The organism is Streptomyces sp. NPDC059564 (genome assembly GCF_042735575.1).
Classification (GTDB): Bacteria; Actinomycetota; Actinomycetes; order Streptomycetales; family Streptomycetaceae; genus Streptomyces.
In genome coordinates this window covers 1-16,058 of record NZ_JBHWBP010000159.1, presented here as the reverse complement: position 1 = coordinate 16,058, position 16,058 = coordinate 1, and the positions used below count along the sequence as shown (strand labels likewise).

Genomic DNA, 16,058 nt, shown 5'->3' with positions numbered 1-16,058 from the left:
GCCCCCGCACTCCGGTGCGGGGGCCTTCTCGTCGTGCGGGCCGTTTGCTACCGGCAGGTAGCCCGGACTTTCACGGCATTTCCCCGGATGATTTCGCCAAGAATTTACCGCCCATCACGGAGGCATTCGCGTGTGACGAGCGCCACAGAGTATTCCCTGGACGCATCACCTCGGCACTGTCTCTAATAGATCTTCGTGTCCGGCCGACGATCTCGGCCGGGCGTCAACGGGGGAAATCCCGAATCTTGTCGTTGGCAATGGTGCTGAACGAGAGGTCGGAACGGTGTCAGTGATCCTGACGGTCGAGAATTGGTCCGTACAATTCAATCCGAGTGACGTGGTGCGGCAATGCTGAGCCGGTTGCTCCCGAAGCGCGGCCCCGCCCGCACGCTCACCGGTATCACGCTGGTGCACACCCTGGGACAGGGCTTGTGGATGGCGCTGAACGCCATCTACGCCACCTCCGTCCTGAAGCTCTCGCCCGGCCAGTTCGGCATGGGCGTCGGCGTCGCCGCGGGCGTGGCCCTGGCCCTCAGTACGCCGACCGGCCACCTGGCCGACCGGATCGGCCCCCGGGCCGTGCAGATCTGGTCCTTCCTCGCCCTCGGGCCGCTCACCGCCGCCCTCCTGCTCGTCGGCGGATTCCGCCAGTACCTCGTGGTGCTGTCCCTCCAGGCGGTCGCGTACAGCGCCAGCCGCAGCGCCCGGATGGCCATGATCGCCGGGCTGGTCCCCGCCGAGGACCGGGTCTCCGTCCGCGCCTACCTACGGGCCACCAGCAACGTCAGCGTCTCCGTCGGCGCCGCCCTCGCCGGCCTGGTGCTCGTGGCCGACACCCCCGGCGTCTACCGGGCGGCCGTCGTCTTCAACGCCTGCACCTACCTGGTCACCGGCCTGCTCACGCTGCTGCTCCCGGCCGTGCCGCCGCAGCCCGCCCGGCCGGGACCCGCCCTGGTGGTGCTGCGGGACCGGCCCTTCCTCACCTTCGTCGTGCTGGACGGCCTGCTCTCCATGCACAACCTGCTGCTGGACGTGGTCCTGCCGCTCTGGGTGCTGCACCACACCGGCGCACCCCGCTGGATGATCGCCGTCATCCTGATCACCAACACCGTCGCGGTGGTCCTGCTGCAGGTCAGAGCCGCGCGCGGGACCGACGAACCGTCCGCCGCCGCGCGGGCGGCCCGGGCCGGCTCGCTGTGCCTCGGCGTCGCCTGCGTGGTCTTCGCCCTCACCGAGGGGGCCTCCGCGCTCGTCGCCTCCGTCCTGCTCGTCGCCGGCGCGCTGGCGCACGTCCTCGGCGAGATCCGGCAGTCGGCCGGCAGCTGGGGCATGTCCTTCGGCCTCGCGCCCGAACACGCCCAGGGCCAGTACCAGGGCACCGCCGCGATGGGCGCCGACCTGGGCAAGATGATCGCGCCCGCCGTGCTGACCTGGCTGGCGATCGAGCACGGCGCCGTCGGCTGGCTGGTCATGGCGGTCGGTTTCGCCTCGGTCGGGGCCCTGATGCCCCTGGTCGCGAGCTGGGCCGACCGGACCAGGCCGGCGCCCGATCCGGCCGTGGCCTCCGCCGGGCCGTCCTAGTCCCGTCCCGGCCGTTCCGGATCGTCCGCATTCCACGCGCGGTCGCGCACATATCCCACTCAATTCCACTTCATCACCTCCATTTTTTATTCTCACCTGTTCCGCATGCCGCCCGGGCCCCGGGTTTCCTCGGCATGCCCGCATTCCGGAAGGCCTGCACAGAATTCCGCACACCGGGAATTCCGTTCCGTCGTGCCCGCAGACCGAAACAGCGCCATCGAACGAGGGGAATCACGTCCGTGGGCGAAATGCCTGCCGCCTCACCCGCCGCTCCCGAAGAGATGCCGACCGCCGCCCCGGCCCTCCAGCTTCCCGTCCGGGACCCCGGCACCGGCGAAGCCGAATTCCCGGTCACGCACTCCTGGACCGGGGAGGCCTTCCAGCCGCTGACGGAGTTCGTCGGCGCCAGGGGACTCGAAGCCGCCGAGCTGTTCAACGCGGCCTTCACCGTGCTGATCCACCGCTACAGCTGCCAGGACGACCTCGTCCTGGCCCGCGCCGGCGGACCGGCCGGCGCACACCGGACCCACCCCGTCGCCGTCCGCTCCCGGATCGGGGACGACGTCACCTTCCCGGCCCTGACCGCCGCCCTCTCCGCCCGCTACCGCGCCGCCGCCGGGCACCCCGACCACGCCGACGTCCCCGCCGACCTCGGCACCGGGCTGCGCGTCGGCTTCGTCAGCCGCGACACCACGGCGCCGGCCGGCGAAAGCGGCCCGCGCCCCCACGGCCTCGACCTCCTGCTGGAGGTCGAGCACGCACCCGGCACCGTGCGCTTCGCCCTGACGTACGACGGCGCCCTCTTCACCGAGGCCTTCATCTCCCGGATGGCCGCCAACTACCGGACCCTCCTCCTCGACGCCTGCCGCCGCCCCACCACCCCCGTGGCAGAGCTCGCCCTGCTCTCGGAGCCCGAGACCCGCCACCTCCTCGTGGAGCTCAACGCCACGGCCCGGCCCTACCCCCGCGACACCACCCTGCACGCCCACGTCGAGGCCCAGGCCGCCCGCACCCCGCACGAACCCGCCGTCGAGTGGCGGGGCACCACCCTGACCTACCGCGAGCTCGACGAGCAGGCGAACCGGATCGCCCGCGCCCTGCGGGCCCACGGCGTCACCCCCGGCTCACGCGTCGGCGTCTCCGTCGCCCGCACCCACCGGACCGTCTGCCTGCTGCTCGCCGTCCACAAGGCCGGCTGCGCCTACGTCCCCCTCGACCCGGCCTATCCCGCCGACCGGCTCACCGGCATCGCCGCGACGGCCGACATGGCCGCCGTCGTCTTCGACGACGACGCCGCGACCGGGCCCGCCGCCTGGCTGCGGGCCGTGAACGCGGCCGCGCTGCCCTGGGACGAACTGTGGGAGAAGGCCGCCGCCGAGGAGCCCGACCCGCTGGACCTCGACGTCGACCCCGCCGCCACCACCCACCTGATCTACACCTCCGGCTCCACCGGCCTGCCCAAGGGCGTCGTCATCAGCCACCGCAACGTGGTGGCACTGCTCGCCTGGGCCCGGGACACCTACCGGCCCGCGGACCTGGCCCGCGTGCTCTTCGCCACCTCCCTCAACTTCGACCTCTCCGTGTTCGAACTGTGGGCCCCGCTGACCACCGGCGGCCGCGTCGTGGTCGTCGACAACGTGCTGGCGCTCACCGAGGACGACGGCCTGCGCCCGTCCCTCGTCAACACCGTGCCCAGCGCCCTGAACGTGCTGCTCCAGCGCGGCGCCGTACCCGCCTCCACCGTCGTCCTGAACGTCGCCGGGGAACCCCTCGCGAAGGAACTCGTCAACGCCGCCTTCGCGGGCACCGCCGTCGAACGGCTCTACAACCTCTACGGCCCGTCCGAAGACACCACGTACTCGACGTGGAAGTGCTTCACCGGCCCCGTCACCCAGAGCCCGACCATCGGCGTCCCGGTCCACAACACCGTCGCCCACCTGCTCGACCCGCACGGACAGCTCGTGCCCCGCGGCGTCGTCGGCGAACTCCACCTCGGCGGCGACGGCCTGGCCGGCGGCTACATCAACGACCCCGAGCGCACCGGAGCGGTGTTCGTCCCCGCCCCGGCGCACCTGCCGCCCGGCACCCTGTACCGGACCGGTGACCTGGCGCGGTGGACCGAGGACGGCGAACTGCGGTTCATGGGCCGCAAGGACAACCAGGTCAAGGTCCGCGGCTTCCGCATCGAACTCGGCGAGATCGAGTCCGTCCTGCGCGAGGTCGTGGGACTCAAGGACGTCGCCGCCCTCGCGGTCCGCAAGGACGACGACACCCGGCTGGTCTGCTACGTCGGCCTCGAAGGCGAGGACGTCCCCGTCGAGGCGATGGGCGACCACCTGCGCCGCAAGCTCCCGCACTACATGCAGCCCGCCAGGATCCTCGTCGAGGAGCGGCTGCCGCAGCTGCCCAACGGCAAGGTCGACCGCAAGGCACTGGCCGCCCGCGACGTCGACTGGGCCGCGACCGACACCGGCGACGGCGGCTTCACCACCGACGACCCGGACGAGGCCACCGTCGCGGGCGTGTGGGCCGACCTCCTCGGCACCGCCCACCTCGGCGCCGACCGGGACTTCTTCTCCGTCGGCGGCCACTCCCTGCTGGCCAACCTGCTCGCCGCCCGGCTCGGCGACGCGGCCGGCCGCACCGTGCGCGTCGCCGAGATCTACGAACACCGCACGCTGGAAGCCCAGGCCGAACTGCTGCGCCGCAAGCGCGCACAGGCACCCGCCACCCCCGCCACCGGCGCGGCGGGAGCCGAAGCGCGGCTGCGCGCCGTCGCCGAGACCCTGCACGAGTCCGGCCGCGGCCACGGCGTCCCCGGAGCCGCCGCCGCCGTGTACGTCGACGGCGAACTGCGGTTCACGTACCACGGCGTCGACGACATCGAGACCGGCGCCCCCCGCGGCGAGGCCTCCCGCCAGCGCGTCACCTGCATCACCAAGCCGATGCTGGCCTTCACCGCGCTCCGGCTCGTCGACCGCGGCCTGGTCTCCCTCGACGAACCGCTCACCGCCCTGCTGCCGCAGGCGTTCCGCCGCAGCGACGGCCGCACCGTCGAGGTGACGCTGCGCCAGCTCCTCTCGCACACCAGCGGCATCGACGACTCGTACGAGGTCTGGCACGACACCGACCTCCCGGACCTCGACCGCTACCTCGACACCTTCGCCGGGTACGGACAGCTCTTCGAGCCGGGCGAGGTCTTCGCCTACTCCGCCTGCGGCACCTCCATCGTCGCCGCCCTCATCGAGACGCTCCTCGGCGTCTCCTGGCGCCGCGCCGTCAACGAGCTGATGCTGACCCCGCTCGGCATCAAGGAGATCCCCGAGACCCTCACCGAGGGCGGCCACTACGAGGGCACCGTCTCGGCCGGCTACCTGTGGAGCGAGAGCGGACAGCGCTACGTGCGCCACGACCCGCCGCCGCAGACCATCGCCGACGACGCGGCCGGCTCGTTCTCCGTCTGCCTCACCCTCGACGACCTCGCGAAGATCGCCCGACTGGCCCTGGACGACGGCGTCGCCCCCAGCGGCGAGCGGCTGCTGTCCGCCGCCCTCGCCGAGCAGATGCGCACCCCGCAGATCGACGTCCCCGGCCACCACTTCATGCACGCCTGGGGCCTGGGCTGGCTGATGTTCGGACCGACCGCCTTCGGGTTCAACTCCAACGGCAGCGGCCACCACAACTTCATCCAGATCTTCCCCGAGCAGCGCAGCTTCCTGCTCCTCCTGGCCAACGCCTACCCCGCCTTCGGCCTGTACGAGGACCTGCTGCGGGCCCTGACCGGCGAGGGCCTGATCCGCACCGGCCGCCCCTTCGACCTGGACCTCGACGCCTGCGCGGGCCTGTACGTCTCCGACGGCCACCGCCTCAACGTCCTGCGGGGCCGGGACCACCTCGGCTACGAGTACGCCGAGCGCGGCCGCGACGGCGCCTGGCAGCCCCTGGACGAGGGCGACCTCGTCCTGTCCGGCGCCGGCGGGTTCAGCTCCATGTCGAAGAAGAACATCCTGGCCGGCTCCATCTCCTTCATCCCCGCACCGGGAACCCGCCTCCCCGCCTTCGTGCGGATCGGCCAGCGATTCGCGAGGAAGATCCGATGACAGAGCACCGCGCACCCCGCAAACACGTCCTGTTCGTCACCTGGAAGGCCGGCAACGCGCCCGCCTTCGAAGCGGCCAGACGGCTCGGCCACGAGGTGACCCTCATCCGTTCGCTGCGGATGGAGAAGTCCCAGAACATCGACTTCGACGCCTCTCCCTACGGCGCGTTCGTCGACTCCGTGCACGTCCTCGACGACGCCACCGAGTACGAGGCCCTGCGCGCCTGCGTCCTCGACGTCCACCGCCGCCGGCCCGTCGACGGGTTCGTCGCCACCGTCGACGCCCTCGTCGTGCCGGTCGCCAGGATCGCCGAGGAGATCGGCGTCCCCTTCACCTCCGCCCGCGGCGCACAGGCGGCCAAGCTGAAGCACCGCTGCCGCGAGATCCTCGCCGCCGCCCGGGTCGACAGCACCCGGCACGCCGTCGTCGGCGGCTTCGGCGAGGCCGCCGCGTTCGCCGCCGACACCGGCTACCCGGTCGTCGTCAAGCCGGCCCGGGGCTCCGCCAGCGAGGGCGCGCACGTCGTCCCCGACGAGGCGGCGCTGCGCGAGGTCATGGCCCGGGCCGCGGCCGACAGCGCCACCTACGAGGCGGGCATCCTCGTGGAGGAGTACCTGACCGGCCGGTTCGTCTCCGCCGAGATCGGCCTGTCCCACGGCCGCTTCCTGCGGCTGGCCGTCAGCGAACGCTCGACCTGGGACCGCCACGAGGCCCTGGAGACCGGCACCACGATCCCCGCCGCGATCGCCGCCGAGGACCACGCCCGCGTCATGGAGTTCGCCGAAGCGGTCGTCGGCGCGCTGGACCTGCGCCTCGGCGTCTTCCACGTGGAGATCATGCTCGGCGCGGACGGCCGGCCCCGGCTCATCGAGCTGAACCCGCGCATCATGGGCTCCTGCCTGCCGAACCTGTACCGGCTCGCAGGCGGCGGCGACATCTTCGAACTGCTGGTGCGCATCCACCTCGACGAGGAAGTCGAGCCCGGCGAGCCCGCCTTCACCCGGTACGCGACCGTCCGCTGGTTCGGCGCCGCGGACCCCGCCCCACGCCCCGCCCGGACGCCCGCCCTGGACTGGGCCGCCGCCGAGTACGGGGACTCCCTGCACGCGCTGACGGTCCGCTTCCCGGACGGCGACGTGCTGCCTGCCTGCCGGGGCAACCTCGGCAACTTCGGCGAGGTACAGGTCGTCCACGCCGACCACGCGACATCGATCAGGATCGCGGAGCAGATCGTCGGACGGACGGCGGACCTGCTCGGCATCGAGGTGACGGGATGACGATGACGACGCACACCACGGCCACGGCCACGGCCACGACCACGGCCACCTCGCCCTTCTTCGGCGAGACCAGGGCCCAGCTCGCCCGCCTCGGACTCCCGGGCGCCGACCCCTCCGCCCACACGGGCTCCGGGAAGACCTTCGACGACGGCTGCCACTTCCGGATCGAGGTGCCCACCGTCAACTCCGTGCAGGCCGCCGAAACCCTCCTGTCGCAGAGCCGCCGCCGCGGCTTCGCGATCAACCGCATCACCGAGACCCGCGGCATGTACCGCCACACGGCCGGCGAGATCGGCGAGTACGTCGCCCTCGGCCGCGAGTACGGCGCCGAGATCCTGATGTCGGTCGGCCCCCGCGCCAGCTACGACACCGGCGGCAGCGTCCAGACCCCCGAAGGCGTCCGCATCGGCTACCGGCTGCGCGGCCAGGAGCAGATCGTACGGGCCGTCGAGGACGTCAAACGCGGCCTCGAACTCGGCGTCCGCGGCTTCGTCGTCTACGACGAGGGCCTGCTGTGGGTGCTGAACCGGCTGCGCACCGCCGGAGAACTCCCCGAGGACATCCACCTCAAGGTCTCCGCCCACTGCGGCCACGGCAACGCGGCCTCCGCCCAGATGCTGGAAATGCTCGGCGCCGACAGCTTCAACCCGGTCCGCGACCTGACGCTCCCCATGATCGCGGCGCTGCGCCAGGCGGTGTCCATCCCGCTCGACTGCCACGTGGACAACCCCCGGATGTCCGGCGGCTTCGTCCGCACCTACGAGGCCCCCGAGTTCGTGCGCGTGGCCGCCCCGATCTACCTCAAGACCGGCAACAGCGCCCTCGAAGGACACGGGGTCAGCCCCACCCTGAGCCAGCTCGACGACATCCTCCGCCAGGTCGAGATCGTCACCGAGTTCCTCGGCCGCCACCACCCCGAGGCCCGCCAGAGCCCGGTCGGCCACCACCGGCTGACGCCCGTCGGCCCGTAAGCCCCGCCCGTCAGCACACAGACAGAGGTCACCAGCATGTGCCGCATCTACGGCTACTTCGACGGAGATCCCGTCGGCCGCGACGTCCTGCACGCCGTCGCAGAGGCGATGCGCCCGGGCGGTCCCGACGAACAGACCCTCCACACCGCCGCCACCTGGGCGCTCGGCAACAACCGGCTCGCCGTCCAGGGCATCGACCACGGACGCCAGCCCTTCGTCCTCGGCGACATGACCTGCGTGTTCAACGGCGAGATCTACAACCACCGCGAACTGCGGGCCGAACTCGCCGCCGCCGGCCACGCCTTCGAGGGCGACTGCGACGGCGACGTCCTGCTCCCGCTGTACGAGCGCTACGGCGACGCGTTCGTCTCCCGCCTGGAGGGCATGTTCGCCATCGCCCTCGTCGACCGCCGCGCCGAGCCCTGCCTGAAGCTCTTCAACGACCACGCCGGCATGAAGTCCCTCTACTACTACCTCTCCGCCGACGGCCGCCGGCTCTGCTTCGCCTCCGAACTCCAGGCCCTCTCCCGCTTCCCCGACTTCCCCGACACCCTCGACCCCCTCGCCGTCGACCGCTATCTCGGCGGCAAGGCCGTATGGGGCCCCGGCACCGTGTACGCCAAGGTCCACACCCTGGCCCCCGGCACGACGCTGCGCTTCGCCGACGGCCGCCCGACCCTCACCCGGACCCCGCTCGCGCCCGCCGAGGTGGACTGGCCGGACGGGAAGCCCGGCCTCGCCGCGGCCGCCGGACTCCTCGACGGGATCCTGCGCCACGAACTCACCCGGATGCTCGACGCGGACGTCCCCGTCTGCGTCATCACCAGCGGCGGCCTCGACTCCAGCTACACCTCGGCCATCGCGGCCGGCATCGTCCCCGACCTCGCGTCCTTCAACATCGCGTACCAGGGCGACTGGCCCGCCGACGAACGGCACTTCGCCGACGAGGTCGCCCGCCACACCGGCACCCGCCACCACCAGGTCCTGCTCGACCCGGCCGGCTTCCCCGACCTCGTCGACCGCTTCGTCCGCCACCTGGACCAGCCGAACAACGCCCCGCACAGCCTCAGCACCTTCGCGCTGTTCGAGGCCATCCACGAGGCCGGGTTCAAGGTCGCCCTCACCGGCGACGGTGCCGACGAACTCTTCGGCGGATACGCCCGCTTCGTCAAGGCCGCCCGGGACGGCTCCACCACCTGGCACCGCGGCTACCAGGACACCATGGCGGCGATCGGCACCACCACCCTGGACCGGCTCTACACCCCCGCCTACCGGGCCCACCTCGCCGCGAACGGCGGCCTCTTCGCCGACCGCGCCGGCGACGAGCTCGACCGCCGGGTCCGCTCCGGGGAGCTGGACAAGCTGGAGACGCTGCTGCGCTACGACCAGTCCGAGCGCTTCCCCTACTACATCCTGCGCCGCGTCGACCACCTGAGCATGGCCCACTCGGTGGAGGCCAGGATCCCCTTCCTCCAGCCGGCCGTCATGCGCTTCGCGCACGCCCTGCCCACGGAGCTCAAGGTCGTCGGCGACACCGTCAAGGCCCCGGTCTCCGAGGCCGCGCGCCGCTGGATCCCCAAGAGCGTCATCGACCGGCCCAAACAGCCCTTCACCCTGCCCATCGCGGCCATGATCAAGCCCGGCGAGGCGCTGCACGAGCTGATCGGCGACACCCTCCTCGCCCCCGGCGCCCGCTACCGGGACCACGTCCGCCAGGACGTCGTCCGCGACCTGTTCCGCATGCAGTCCGAGAACCCGGGCGCCCACACCGCCGAAGTCCTCTGGTCCCTGCTGATGCTCGAAACCTGGCTCTCCGCCAGGAACCTCCACCTCTAGAGCGAACCCCCACCGAGGAGACAAGACATGCCGCAGTCCCCCCAGCCCGTCCACTCGCTGCTGGCCGGCGTCACCAAGGACGACATCCGCCGCGACCCCTTCCCGCACATCGTGATCTCCGACGCGCTGCCCCGGCCGCTGTACGACGCGCTCGCCGCCTCGATGCCCGACGTCGAGTACATCGGCACGCGGATCGGCAAGGAGATCACGTCGAACGAGCGTTACAACTACATGTCCGAGCCCATCCTCCAGGACGAGGCGATGGCCCAGGTGTGGAAGGACTTCGTCACCTACCACTCGTCGCCCGAGTTCTACGCCCAGTTCCTCGACCTGTTCCAGGACGACCTGCTCGCGAACCTGCCCGACGCCGAAAAGCAGTGCGGCCCCCTGCGCGACCTGCGCGTCGGCCGCCGCAACCGGGACGGCTTCGACACCCACGACATCCTGATGGACTGCACCGCCGTCATCAACTCGGCCGTCACCGGTCGCCCCTCCGCCTACCGCGGACCCCACGTCGACAAGCCCTACAAGCTGTTCGGCGGACTCTTCTACATGCGCCTCGCCGAGGACGACGCCACCGGCGGCGACCTCGTCCTCTACAAGTACCGTGAGGGCGCCCACAAGTTCACCACCAGCGCCTCCGAGTACGGCGACAACCGGTTCGACATCGATCCGCAGTACGTCGAAGAGGTCGCCACCGTCCCGTACCGGAGCAACACGCTCGTCATGTACCCGATCAACCCGCTGGCCCTGCACGGAGTGTCGGTGCGCAGCCTCACCCCGCACCAGCGGCGCTTCGTCGCCCTCGTCGGCGATCTCCAGAACCCGCTCTTCGACCTTGCGCTCTGAGGTGTCCCCCTTGCTTCCCTTCGACCAGCGAACCGGTCACATCTGGCTCGACGGCCGCCTCGTGGAGTGGGCCGACGCCACGCTCCACGTCCTCACCCACGGCCTCCACTACGCCAGCAGCGTCTTCGAAGGCGTACGCGTCTACGCCGGCGCCCCCTTCATGCTCCGCGAGCACCTCGCCCGGCTGCGCACCTCGGCGCGCATCCTCGACTTCGACCTCGAACACGACGACGAGACGCTGCACGCGGCGACCCTCGACGTCATCGCCAAGGCGGGCATCACCGAGGGCTACGTCCGCATCAACGCCTGGCGCGGCTCCGAGGTCATCCAGACCGCCGCGCTGAAGACCTCCGTCCACACCTCGGTGGCCGCCTGGGAGATCCCGGCGGGCTACTACGCGGCGGCCGACGCCCTGAAGACGGGCATCTCCCTCGTCACCGCCGACTACCGCCGGCCCTCCCCGCTCTACGCCCCGGTCAAGAGCAAGGCCGCCGGCAACTACATGATCGGCACGGTCAGCAAGAACCGGGCCCTGCGGGCCGGCTTCGACGACGCGATGCTCCTCGACGACCAGGACCACATCGTCGAGGCCACCGGCGCCCACATCTTCTTCACCAAGGGCGGCACGCTCCACACCCCGACCACCCGCTGCACCATCGACGGCATCACCCGCGCCTGCGTCCTGGCCATCGCCGGGCACGAGGGCATCCCGTACGAGATCGCCGACCTGGGTCGCGGCTTCCCCGCCGAGGCCGACGGCGCCTTCATCTGCGGCACCGCCTGCGAGATCCTCCCGGTCGCCCGCATCGACGACCACCGCTACGACCTGACCGGCAACGACGTGATCGGGCGGCTGATCACCGGCTACCACGACCTCATCGCGGGCCGCAGCCCGGTGGAAGTGCCGCACACATGGGGGCGCTGACCGCCCTGGAGAAGCTGCTGCCGGTGGTCCTGGCCTTCGGCTGCGGCGTCCTCCTCGCACGACGCAAGGTCGTCCCGGCCGAGAGCTCCAAGGTCTTCGCCGACTACGCCTTCCTCTTCGCGGTGCCCTGCTACCTGTTCGGCAACATCTACGCGAGCGACCTGGCCGCCCTCTTCGACTGGCGGGCGATCGGCGGCTACGCGGCCACCGCCGCCTGCGCGGTCGTCGTGGTCGGCGTCCTGGCCCGGCTGTCCGGCGTACTGGACCCCCGGGGCGTCGCCCTGCGCATCATGGCGGGCGTCCAGGTGAACACCGCCTACTTCGCCGTACCGGTGTTCATCATGCTGTTCGGGAACGCGGCGCCGATCTTCCCCGTGCTGCTGTTCCAGGTCTGCGTGCTGTCGCTCGTCGTCATCTCGATCATGGAGCTGGGCCGCCCGGAGCACACCGGAGGGCCGGGCGCACGGCTCGCCCGGGCCGTCGGCGCCTCGCTCGTGACGCCCGTCGTCCTCGCGTGCAACGCCGGCATCGTGCTCAACCTGCTGTCGGTGCACCTGCCGAAGGCGGTCCTGGACAGCTTCGCGTTCGTGGGCGACAGCGCCTCCCCGGTGGCCCTGTTCGCGCTCGGCCTGCACCTGGGCGGAGCCGGCCTCACGCTGCGCGGCACCACGCGCGAGGAGGTGTGGCTCGTCGCCTTCAAGTGCGTGGTCTTCCCCTTCATGGCGTGGGCCGTGTGCCGCTACGTCTTCGGCGTCGACGGCGACTGGCTCGCCTACCTCGTCCTGATCGCCGCGATGCCGGCCCCGCAGAACCTCTTCATCTTCGCGCAGCGCTACGACGTCGACGTCGCCATGTCGGCGGAACTCGTCGTCAAGAGTTCCCTCGCGTCGCTGCTCGTGCTCCCCCTGTGGGTGCAGTGGACCGTCCACTTCGGCTGAGGCCGCGGCGGACGGGCCCGCACCCGCCCTCCCCTTCCCCCACCATGTCTCCCTCCGAGAGGTGACCCCACCGTGACCCAGACAGTGCGAGCGAGCAGGATCTCCGTCCAGCAGGTCGCCGGACACATAGGCGCCGAAATCTCCGGCGTGGACCTGCGCGAGGACCTCGACGACGCCACGATCGCCGAGATCCGCCAGGCCGTGCTCACCCACCGCGTGATCTTCTTCCGCGGCCAGCACCTCGACCACGCCCGCCACGTGGCCTTCGGCCGCCGCTTCGGCGCCCTGACCCGCCGCCCCGGCAAGAAGCACGGCGTCTCGCCCGAGGGCTTCCCCGAGATCCTCACCGTCGACGCGAAGGCGGACGTCGAGCGCTACGGGAAGAACTTCGAGGAGCACTACCGCCGCAAGTGGCTCTCGCCCATCGCCGGCTGGCACAGCGACCTCACCCAGGCCGTCAACCCGCCCGCCCTGTCGATCCTGCGCGCCGAGACCACCCCGCCCTTCGGCGGCGACACCCAGTGGACCAACACGGTCGCCGCCTACGAGGGCCTCTCGCCGCAGCTGCGGAACTTCGTGGACACGCTCCGGGCCGAGCACGCCTTCTTCACCGCGGTCCACCTGCGCCACTCCGACGAGCGCGACAGGGAGATCCTCGACATCTACTGCAAAGACCCTCAGGCCGCCGTCCACCCCGTCGTCCGCGTACACCCCGAGACGGGGGAGAGGGCGCTGTTCGTCAGCCCCGGCTCCACCACCCGGATCGCCGGCTTCACCGAGATCGAGAGCCGCCACCTGCTCGACCTGCTCTTCCAGCACCTGACCAGCGCGGAGTACACCGTACGCTTCCGCTGGGAGCCGGGCAGCATCGCGTTCTGGGACAACCGGAGCACCTGCCACTTCGCCCCGACCGACTTCGGCCACCTCGACGTCGACCGCGTCATGCACCGCGTCACGGTCCTCGGCGAACCCGCCACCGGCCCCGACGGCTTCACCTCGGAGCTCATCGCCGGCGACCGGCTCGAAGCCTGGTAACCACCCGGGAAACGAAGAAGGACCCCGCCGGAGCGGGGTCCTTCTCTCTTGTGTCCGAGGGGGGACTTGAACCCCCACGCCCGATAAAGGGCACTAGCACCTCAAGCTAGCGCGTCTGCCATTCCGCCACCCGGACAAGGTGTCTGTCTCGCGTCCCTCGCGGGCCGTTCCGACGTGGAAAACATTACCAAACATTCCGGGGTCCTCGATCACACCCCCTGGTGACCGGGGATCGCCCTTGGGGAGAGCGGCCCGGAGCGGGAGGATGGGGAGGTAGCCGGTACTGATCAGTGGGAGGAAGCAGCGTGAGCGAATCGGGCGCGGGCAAGGCCGTCTCAGGCGAGGACGAGGTCGTCGACCTCTGCCGGGACCTCATCCGGATCGACACCAGCAACTACGGGGACCACTCGGGTCCGGGCGAGCGCAAGGCGGCCGAGTGGGTCGCCGAGAAGCTCGCCGAGGTCGGGCTGGAGCCCCAGATCTTCGAATCGCACAAGGGACGCGCCTCGACCGTGGCCCGGATCGAGGGGGAGGACCCCTCCCGGCCGGCGCTGCTGATCCACGGGCACACCGACGTGGTTCCGGCCAATGCCGCCGACTGGACGCACGACCCCTTCTCGGGCGAGATCGCCGACGGGTGCGTGTGGGGCCGCGGCGCGGTCGACATGAAGGACATGGACGCGATGACGCTGGCCGTCGTGCGCGACCGCATGCGCAGCGGCCGCAAGCCCCCGCGCGACATCGTGCTGGCCTTCCTCGCCGACGAGGAGGCGGGCGGCACCTACGGCGCCCGGCACCTCGTCGACAAGCACCCGGGGCTGTTCGAGGGGGTCACGGAGGCGATCGGCGAGGTCGGCGGCTTCTCGTTCACCGTCAACGAGAACCTGCGGCTGTACCTGGTGGAGACCGCCCAGAAGGGCATGCACTGGATGCGGCTCACGGTGGAGGGCACCGCGGGCCACGGCTCCATGACCAACAACGACAACGCCATCACCGAGCTGTGCGAGGCCGTCGGGCGCCTCGGCCGCCACCAGTGGCCGGTGCGCGTCACCAAGACCGTCCGGCACTTCCTGGACGAGCTCTCGGACGCGCTCGGGACCCCGCTCGACCCGGACGACATGGACGCCACCCTCGCCAAGCTCGGCGGCATCGCCAAGATGGTCGGCGCCACCCTGCGCAACTCGGCCGCCCCGACCATGCTCGGCGCCGGGTACAAGGTCAACGTCATCCCCGGCCAGGCCACCGCGCACGTGGACGGCCGCTTCCTGCCGGGCTACGAGGACGAGTTCTTCGCCGACCTCGACCGGATCCTCGGCCCGCGCGTGAAGCGGGAGGACGTGCACGGGGACAAGGCCCTGGAGACGGACTTCGACGGGCGGCTCGTGGACGCCATGCAGGGCGCCCTGAGGGCCGAGGACCCCATCGCGCGCGCCGTCCCGTACATGCTCTCCGGCGGTACGGACGCGAAGTCCTTCGACGACCTCGGCATCCGCTGCTTCGGCTTCGCGCCGCTCCAGCTGCCGCCCGAGCTGGACTTCGCCGGGATGTTCCACGGCGTGGACGAGCGGGTGCCGGTCGACGGGCTCAAGTTCGGCGTGCGCGTCCTCGACCGTTTCATCGACAACGCCTAACGCCGGGAAATCGCGAAGGTGTGCGCATTCCACTGAGAAGAGTGAATGCACTCATACGCTCGTAGCCCTGGTGATCCCTCCTCGTTACAGGTGGTGCGGTCCGCGGCTGGGACCGCACTTGCCTACTAGGAGGAACAATGCTCAAGAAGGTTGTCGCCGCTGCGGCTGCCACCGGTGGTCTGGTTCTCGCGGGTGCCGGCCTCGCCGTCGCCGACGCGGGTGCGCAGGGTGCGGCCATCGGCTCCCCCGGTGTCCTGTCCGGCAACGTCGTCCAGGTTCCGGTCCACGTGCCCGTGAACGTCTGCGGCAACACGGTCAACATCATCGGCCTGCTCAACCCGGCCTTCGGCAACACCTGCGTCAACGCCTGACGCGTCTGAAGTTCTGGCCCCGGAGCGCACACCAGCGCTTCGGGGCCGCCGGGCTTTCCGGCCCGGAACCACAACCTTCGGCGTAACAGGCGGGGGAGCCTGTACGGCCTGTACGTCGACCGACACGTACACACCAGGGGACGAGTACAGATGCGACGACCTGTTCAGGTCACGAGGAAGACGCTGATCACGATGGCGGCGGCGGGGGGCGTTCTCGCGCTGGGCGGTGGTTACGCGCAGGCGGCGTCCGGAGCGTCCGGGCACGCCGAGAACTCTCCGGGCCTGCTGTCCGGGAACACCGTGCAGGCGCCGGTGGACGTACCGGTGAACGCCTGCGGGAACTCCGTGACGGTCATCGGGGGCCTCAACCCGGCCTTCGGCAACCGCTGCGCGAACGACTCCGGCAAGCCGCAGCACCCGGGCCACCCGGGCCACCCCGGTCAGCCGGGCCACCCCGGACACCCCGGCGGCGGGGACGACGAGCCCTGCGAGGACGAGCCCGGCCACCCCGGCCACCCGGGCACCCCGGGCGGGCACAACCCCC

The 16,058-nt window shown here is 71.2% G+C and carries 12 protein-coding genes and 1 tRNA gene; 12 read left to right on the top strand and 1 reads right to left on the bottom strand.

Annotated elements, in window-relative coordinates; genetic code table 11:
- The first annotated feature begins 348 nt into the window (after positions 1-348).
- The 9 genes from ACFV0Q_RS24440 to ACFV0Q_RS24400 all read left to right on the top strand — a co-directional run bounded on the left by ACFV0Q_RS24440 (position 349) and on the right by ACFV0Q_RS24400 (position 13,512).
- Positions 349-1,581 carry an MFS transporter gene (locus ACFV0Q_RS24440; RefSeq protein WP_385008492.1) on the top strand — a complete coding sequence of 411 codons (1,233 nt, stop codon included), beginning with the start codon at positions 349-351 and terminating at the stop codon, positions 1,579-1,581.
- A gap of 248 nt (positions 1,582-1,829) precedes the next feature.
- The gene (locus ACFV0Q_RS24435; protein WP_385008493.1) at positions 1,830-5,681 is read left to right on the top strand and encodes an amino acid adenylation domain-containing protein; all 3,852 of its coding nucleotides are present in this window, start codon (positions 1,830-1,832) and stop codon (positions 5,679-5,681) included.
- Positions 5,678-6,958: an ATP-grasp domain-containing protein gene (locus ACFV0Q_RS24430; RefSeq protein ID WP_385008491.1), complete on the top strand. Its 1,281-nt coding sequence runs from the start codon at positions 5,678-5,680 to the stop codon at positions 6,956-6,958. Before ACFV0Q_RS24435 ends, ACFV0Q_RS24430 begins: the two co-directional genes overlap by 4 nt.
- Positions 6,955-7,929 (top strand): peptidase, encoded by a 975-nt coding sequence (locus tag ACFV0Q_RS24425; protein ID WP_385008490.1) that lies wholly within the window; start codon positions 6,955-6,957, stop codon positions 7,927-7,929. The genes ACFV0Q_RS24430 and ACFV0Q_RS24425 overlap by 4 nt, the downstream gene beginning before the upstream one ends.
- Before the next feature lie 36 nt (positions 7,930-7,965).
- Positions 7,966-9,765, top strand: coding sequence for an asparagine synthase (glutamine-hydrolyzing) (asnB, locus tag ACFV0Q_RS24420; protein WP_385008489.1), 1,800 nt, complete (start codon positions 7,966-7,968; stop codon positions 9,763-9,765).
- A 27-nt stretch (positions 9,766-9,792) separates the two neighbouring features.
- A complete protein-coding gene (locus ACFV0Q_RS24415) occupies positions 9,793-10,614 on the top strand; it encodes a hypothetical protein (protein WP_385008488.1) in 822 nt (273 codons plus the stop codon).
- Between the two features lie 10 nt (positions 10,615-10,624).
- Positions 10,625-11,539, top strand: a complete 915-nt coding sequence (locus ACFV0Q_RS24410; RefSeq protein ID WP_385008487.1) for an aminotransferase class IV — start codon at positions 10,625-10,627, stop codon at positions 11,537-11,539.
- Entirely contained in the window at positions 11,527-12,477 is a 951-nt protein-coding gene (locus ACFV0Q_RS24405; RefSeq protein WP_385008486.1) for an AEC family transporter, read from the top strand. The genes ACFV0Q_RS24410 and ACFV0Q_RS24405 overlap by 13 nt, the downstream gene beginning before the upstream one ends.
- 72 nt (positions 12,478-12,549) lie before the next feature.
- Positions 12,550-13,512: a TauD/TfdA dioxygenase family protein gene (locus ACFV0Q_RS24400; protein ID WP_385008485.1), complete on the top strand. Its 963-nt coding sequence runs from the start codon at positions 12,550-12,552 to the stop codon at positions 13,510-13,512.
- Between the two features lie 51 nt (positions 13,513-13,563).
- On the opposite strand, the gene ACFV0Q_RS24395 is transcribed toward ACFV0Q_RS24400, so the two are convergent.
- Positions 13,564-13,648: transfer RNA gene (locus ACFV0Q_RS24395), tRNA-Leu, on the bottom strand.
- A gap of 169 nt (positions 13,649-13,817) precedes the next feature.
- Between ACFV0Q_RS24395 and ACFV0Q_RS24390 the strand changes: the two genes are divergently transcribed.
- The 3 genes from ACFV0Q_RS24390 to ACFV0Q_RS24380 form a co-directional block, all read left to right on the top strand.
- A complete protein-coding gene (locus ACFV0Q_RS24390; RefSeq protein ID WP_385008484.1) occupies positions 13,818-15,143 on the top strand; it encodes a M20/M25/M40 family metallo-hydrolase in 1,326 nt (441 codons plus the stop codon).
- A 137-nt stretch (positions 15,144-15,280) separates the two neighbouring features.
- On the top strand, positions 15,281-15,514 hold the full coding sequence (gene chpH, locus ACFV0Q_RS24385) for a chaplin ChpH (protein ID WP_385008483.1): 234 nt from the start codon (positions 15,281-15,283) through the stop codon (positions 15,512-15,514).
- A 150-nt stretch (positions 15,515-15,664) separates the two neighbouring features.
- Positions 15,665-16,058 (top strand): chaplin (locus ACFV0Q_RS24380; RefSeq protein WP_385008482.1); only part of this gene is annotated, 394 nt, incomplete at its 3' end.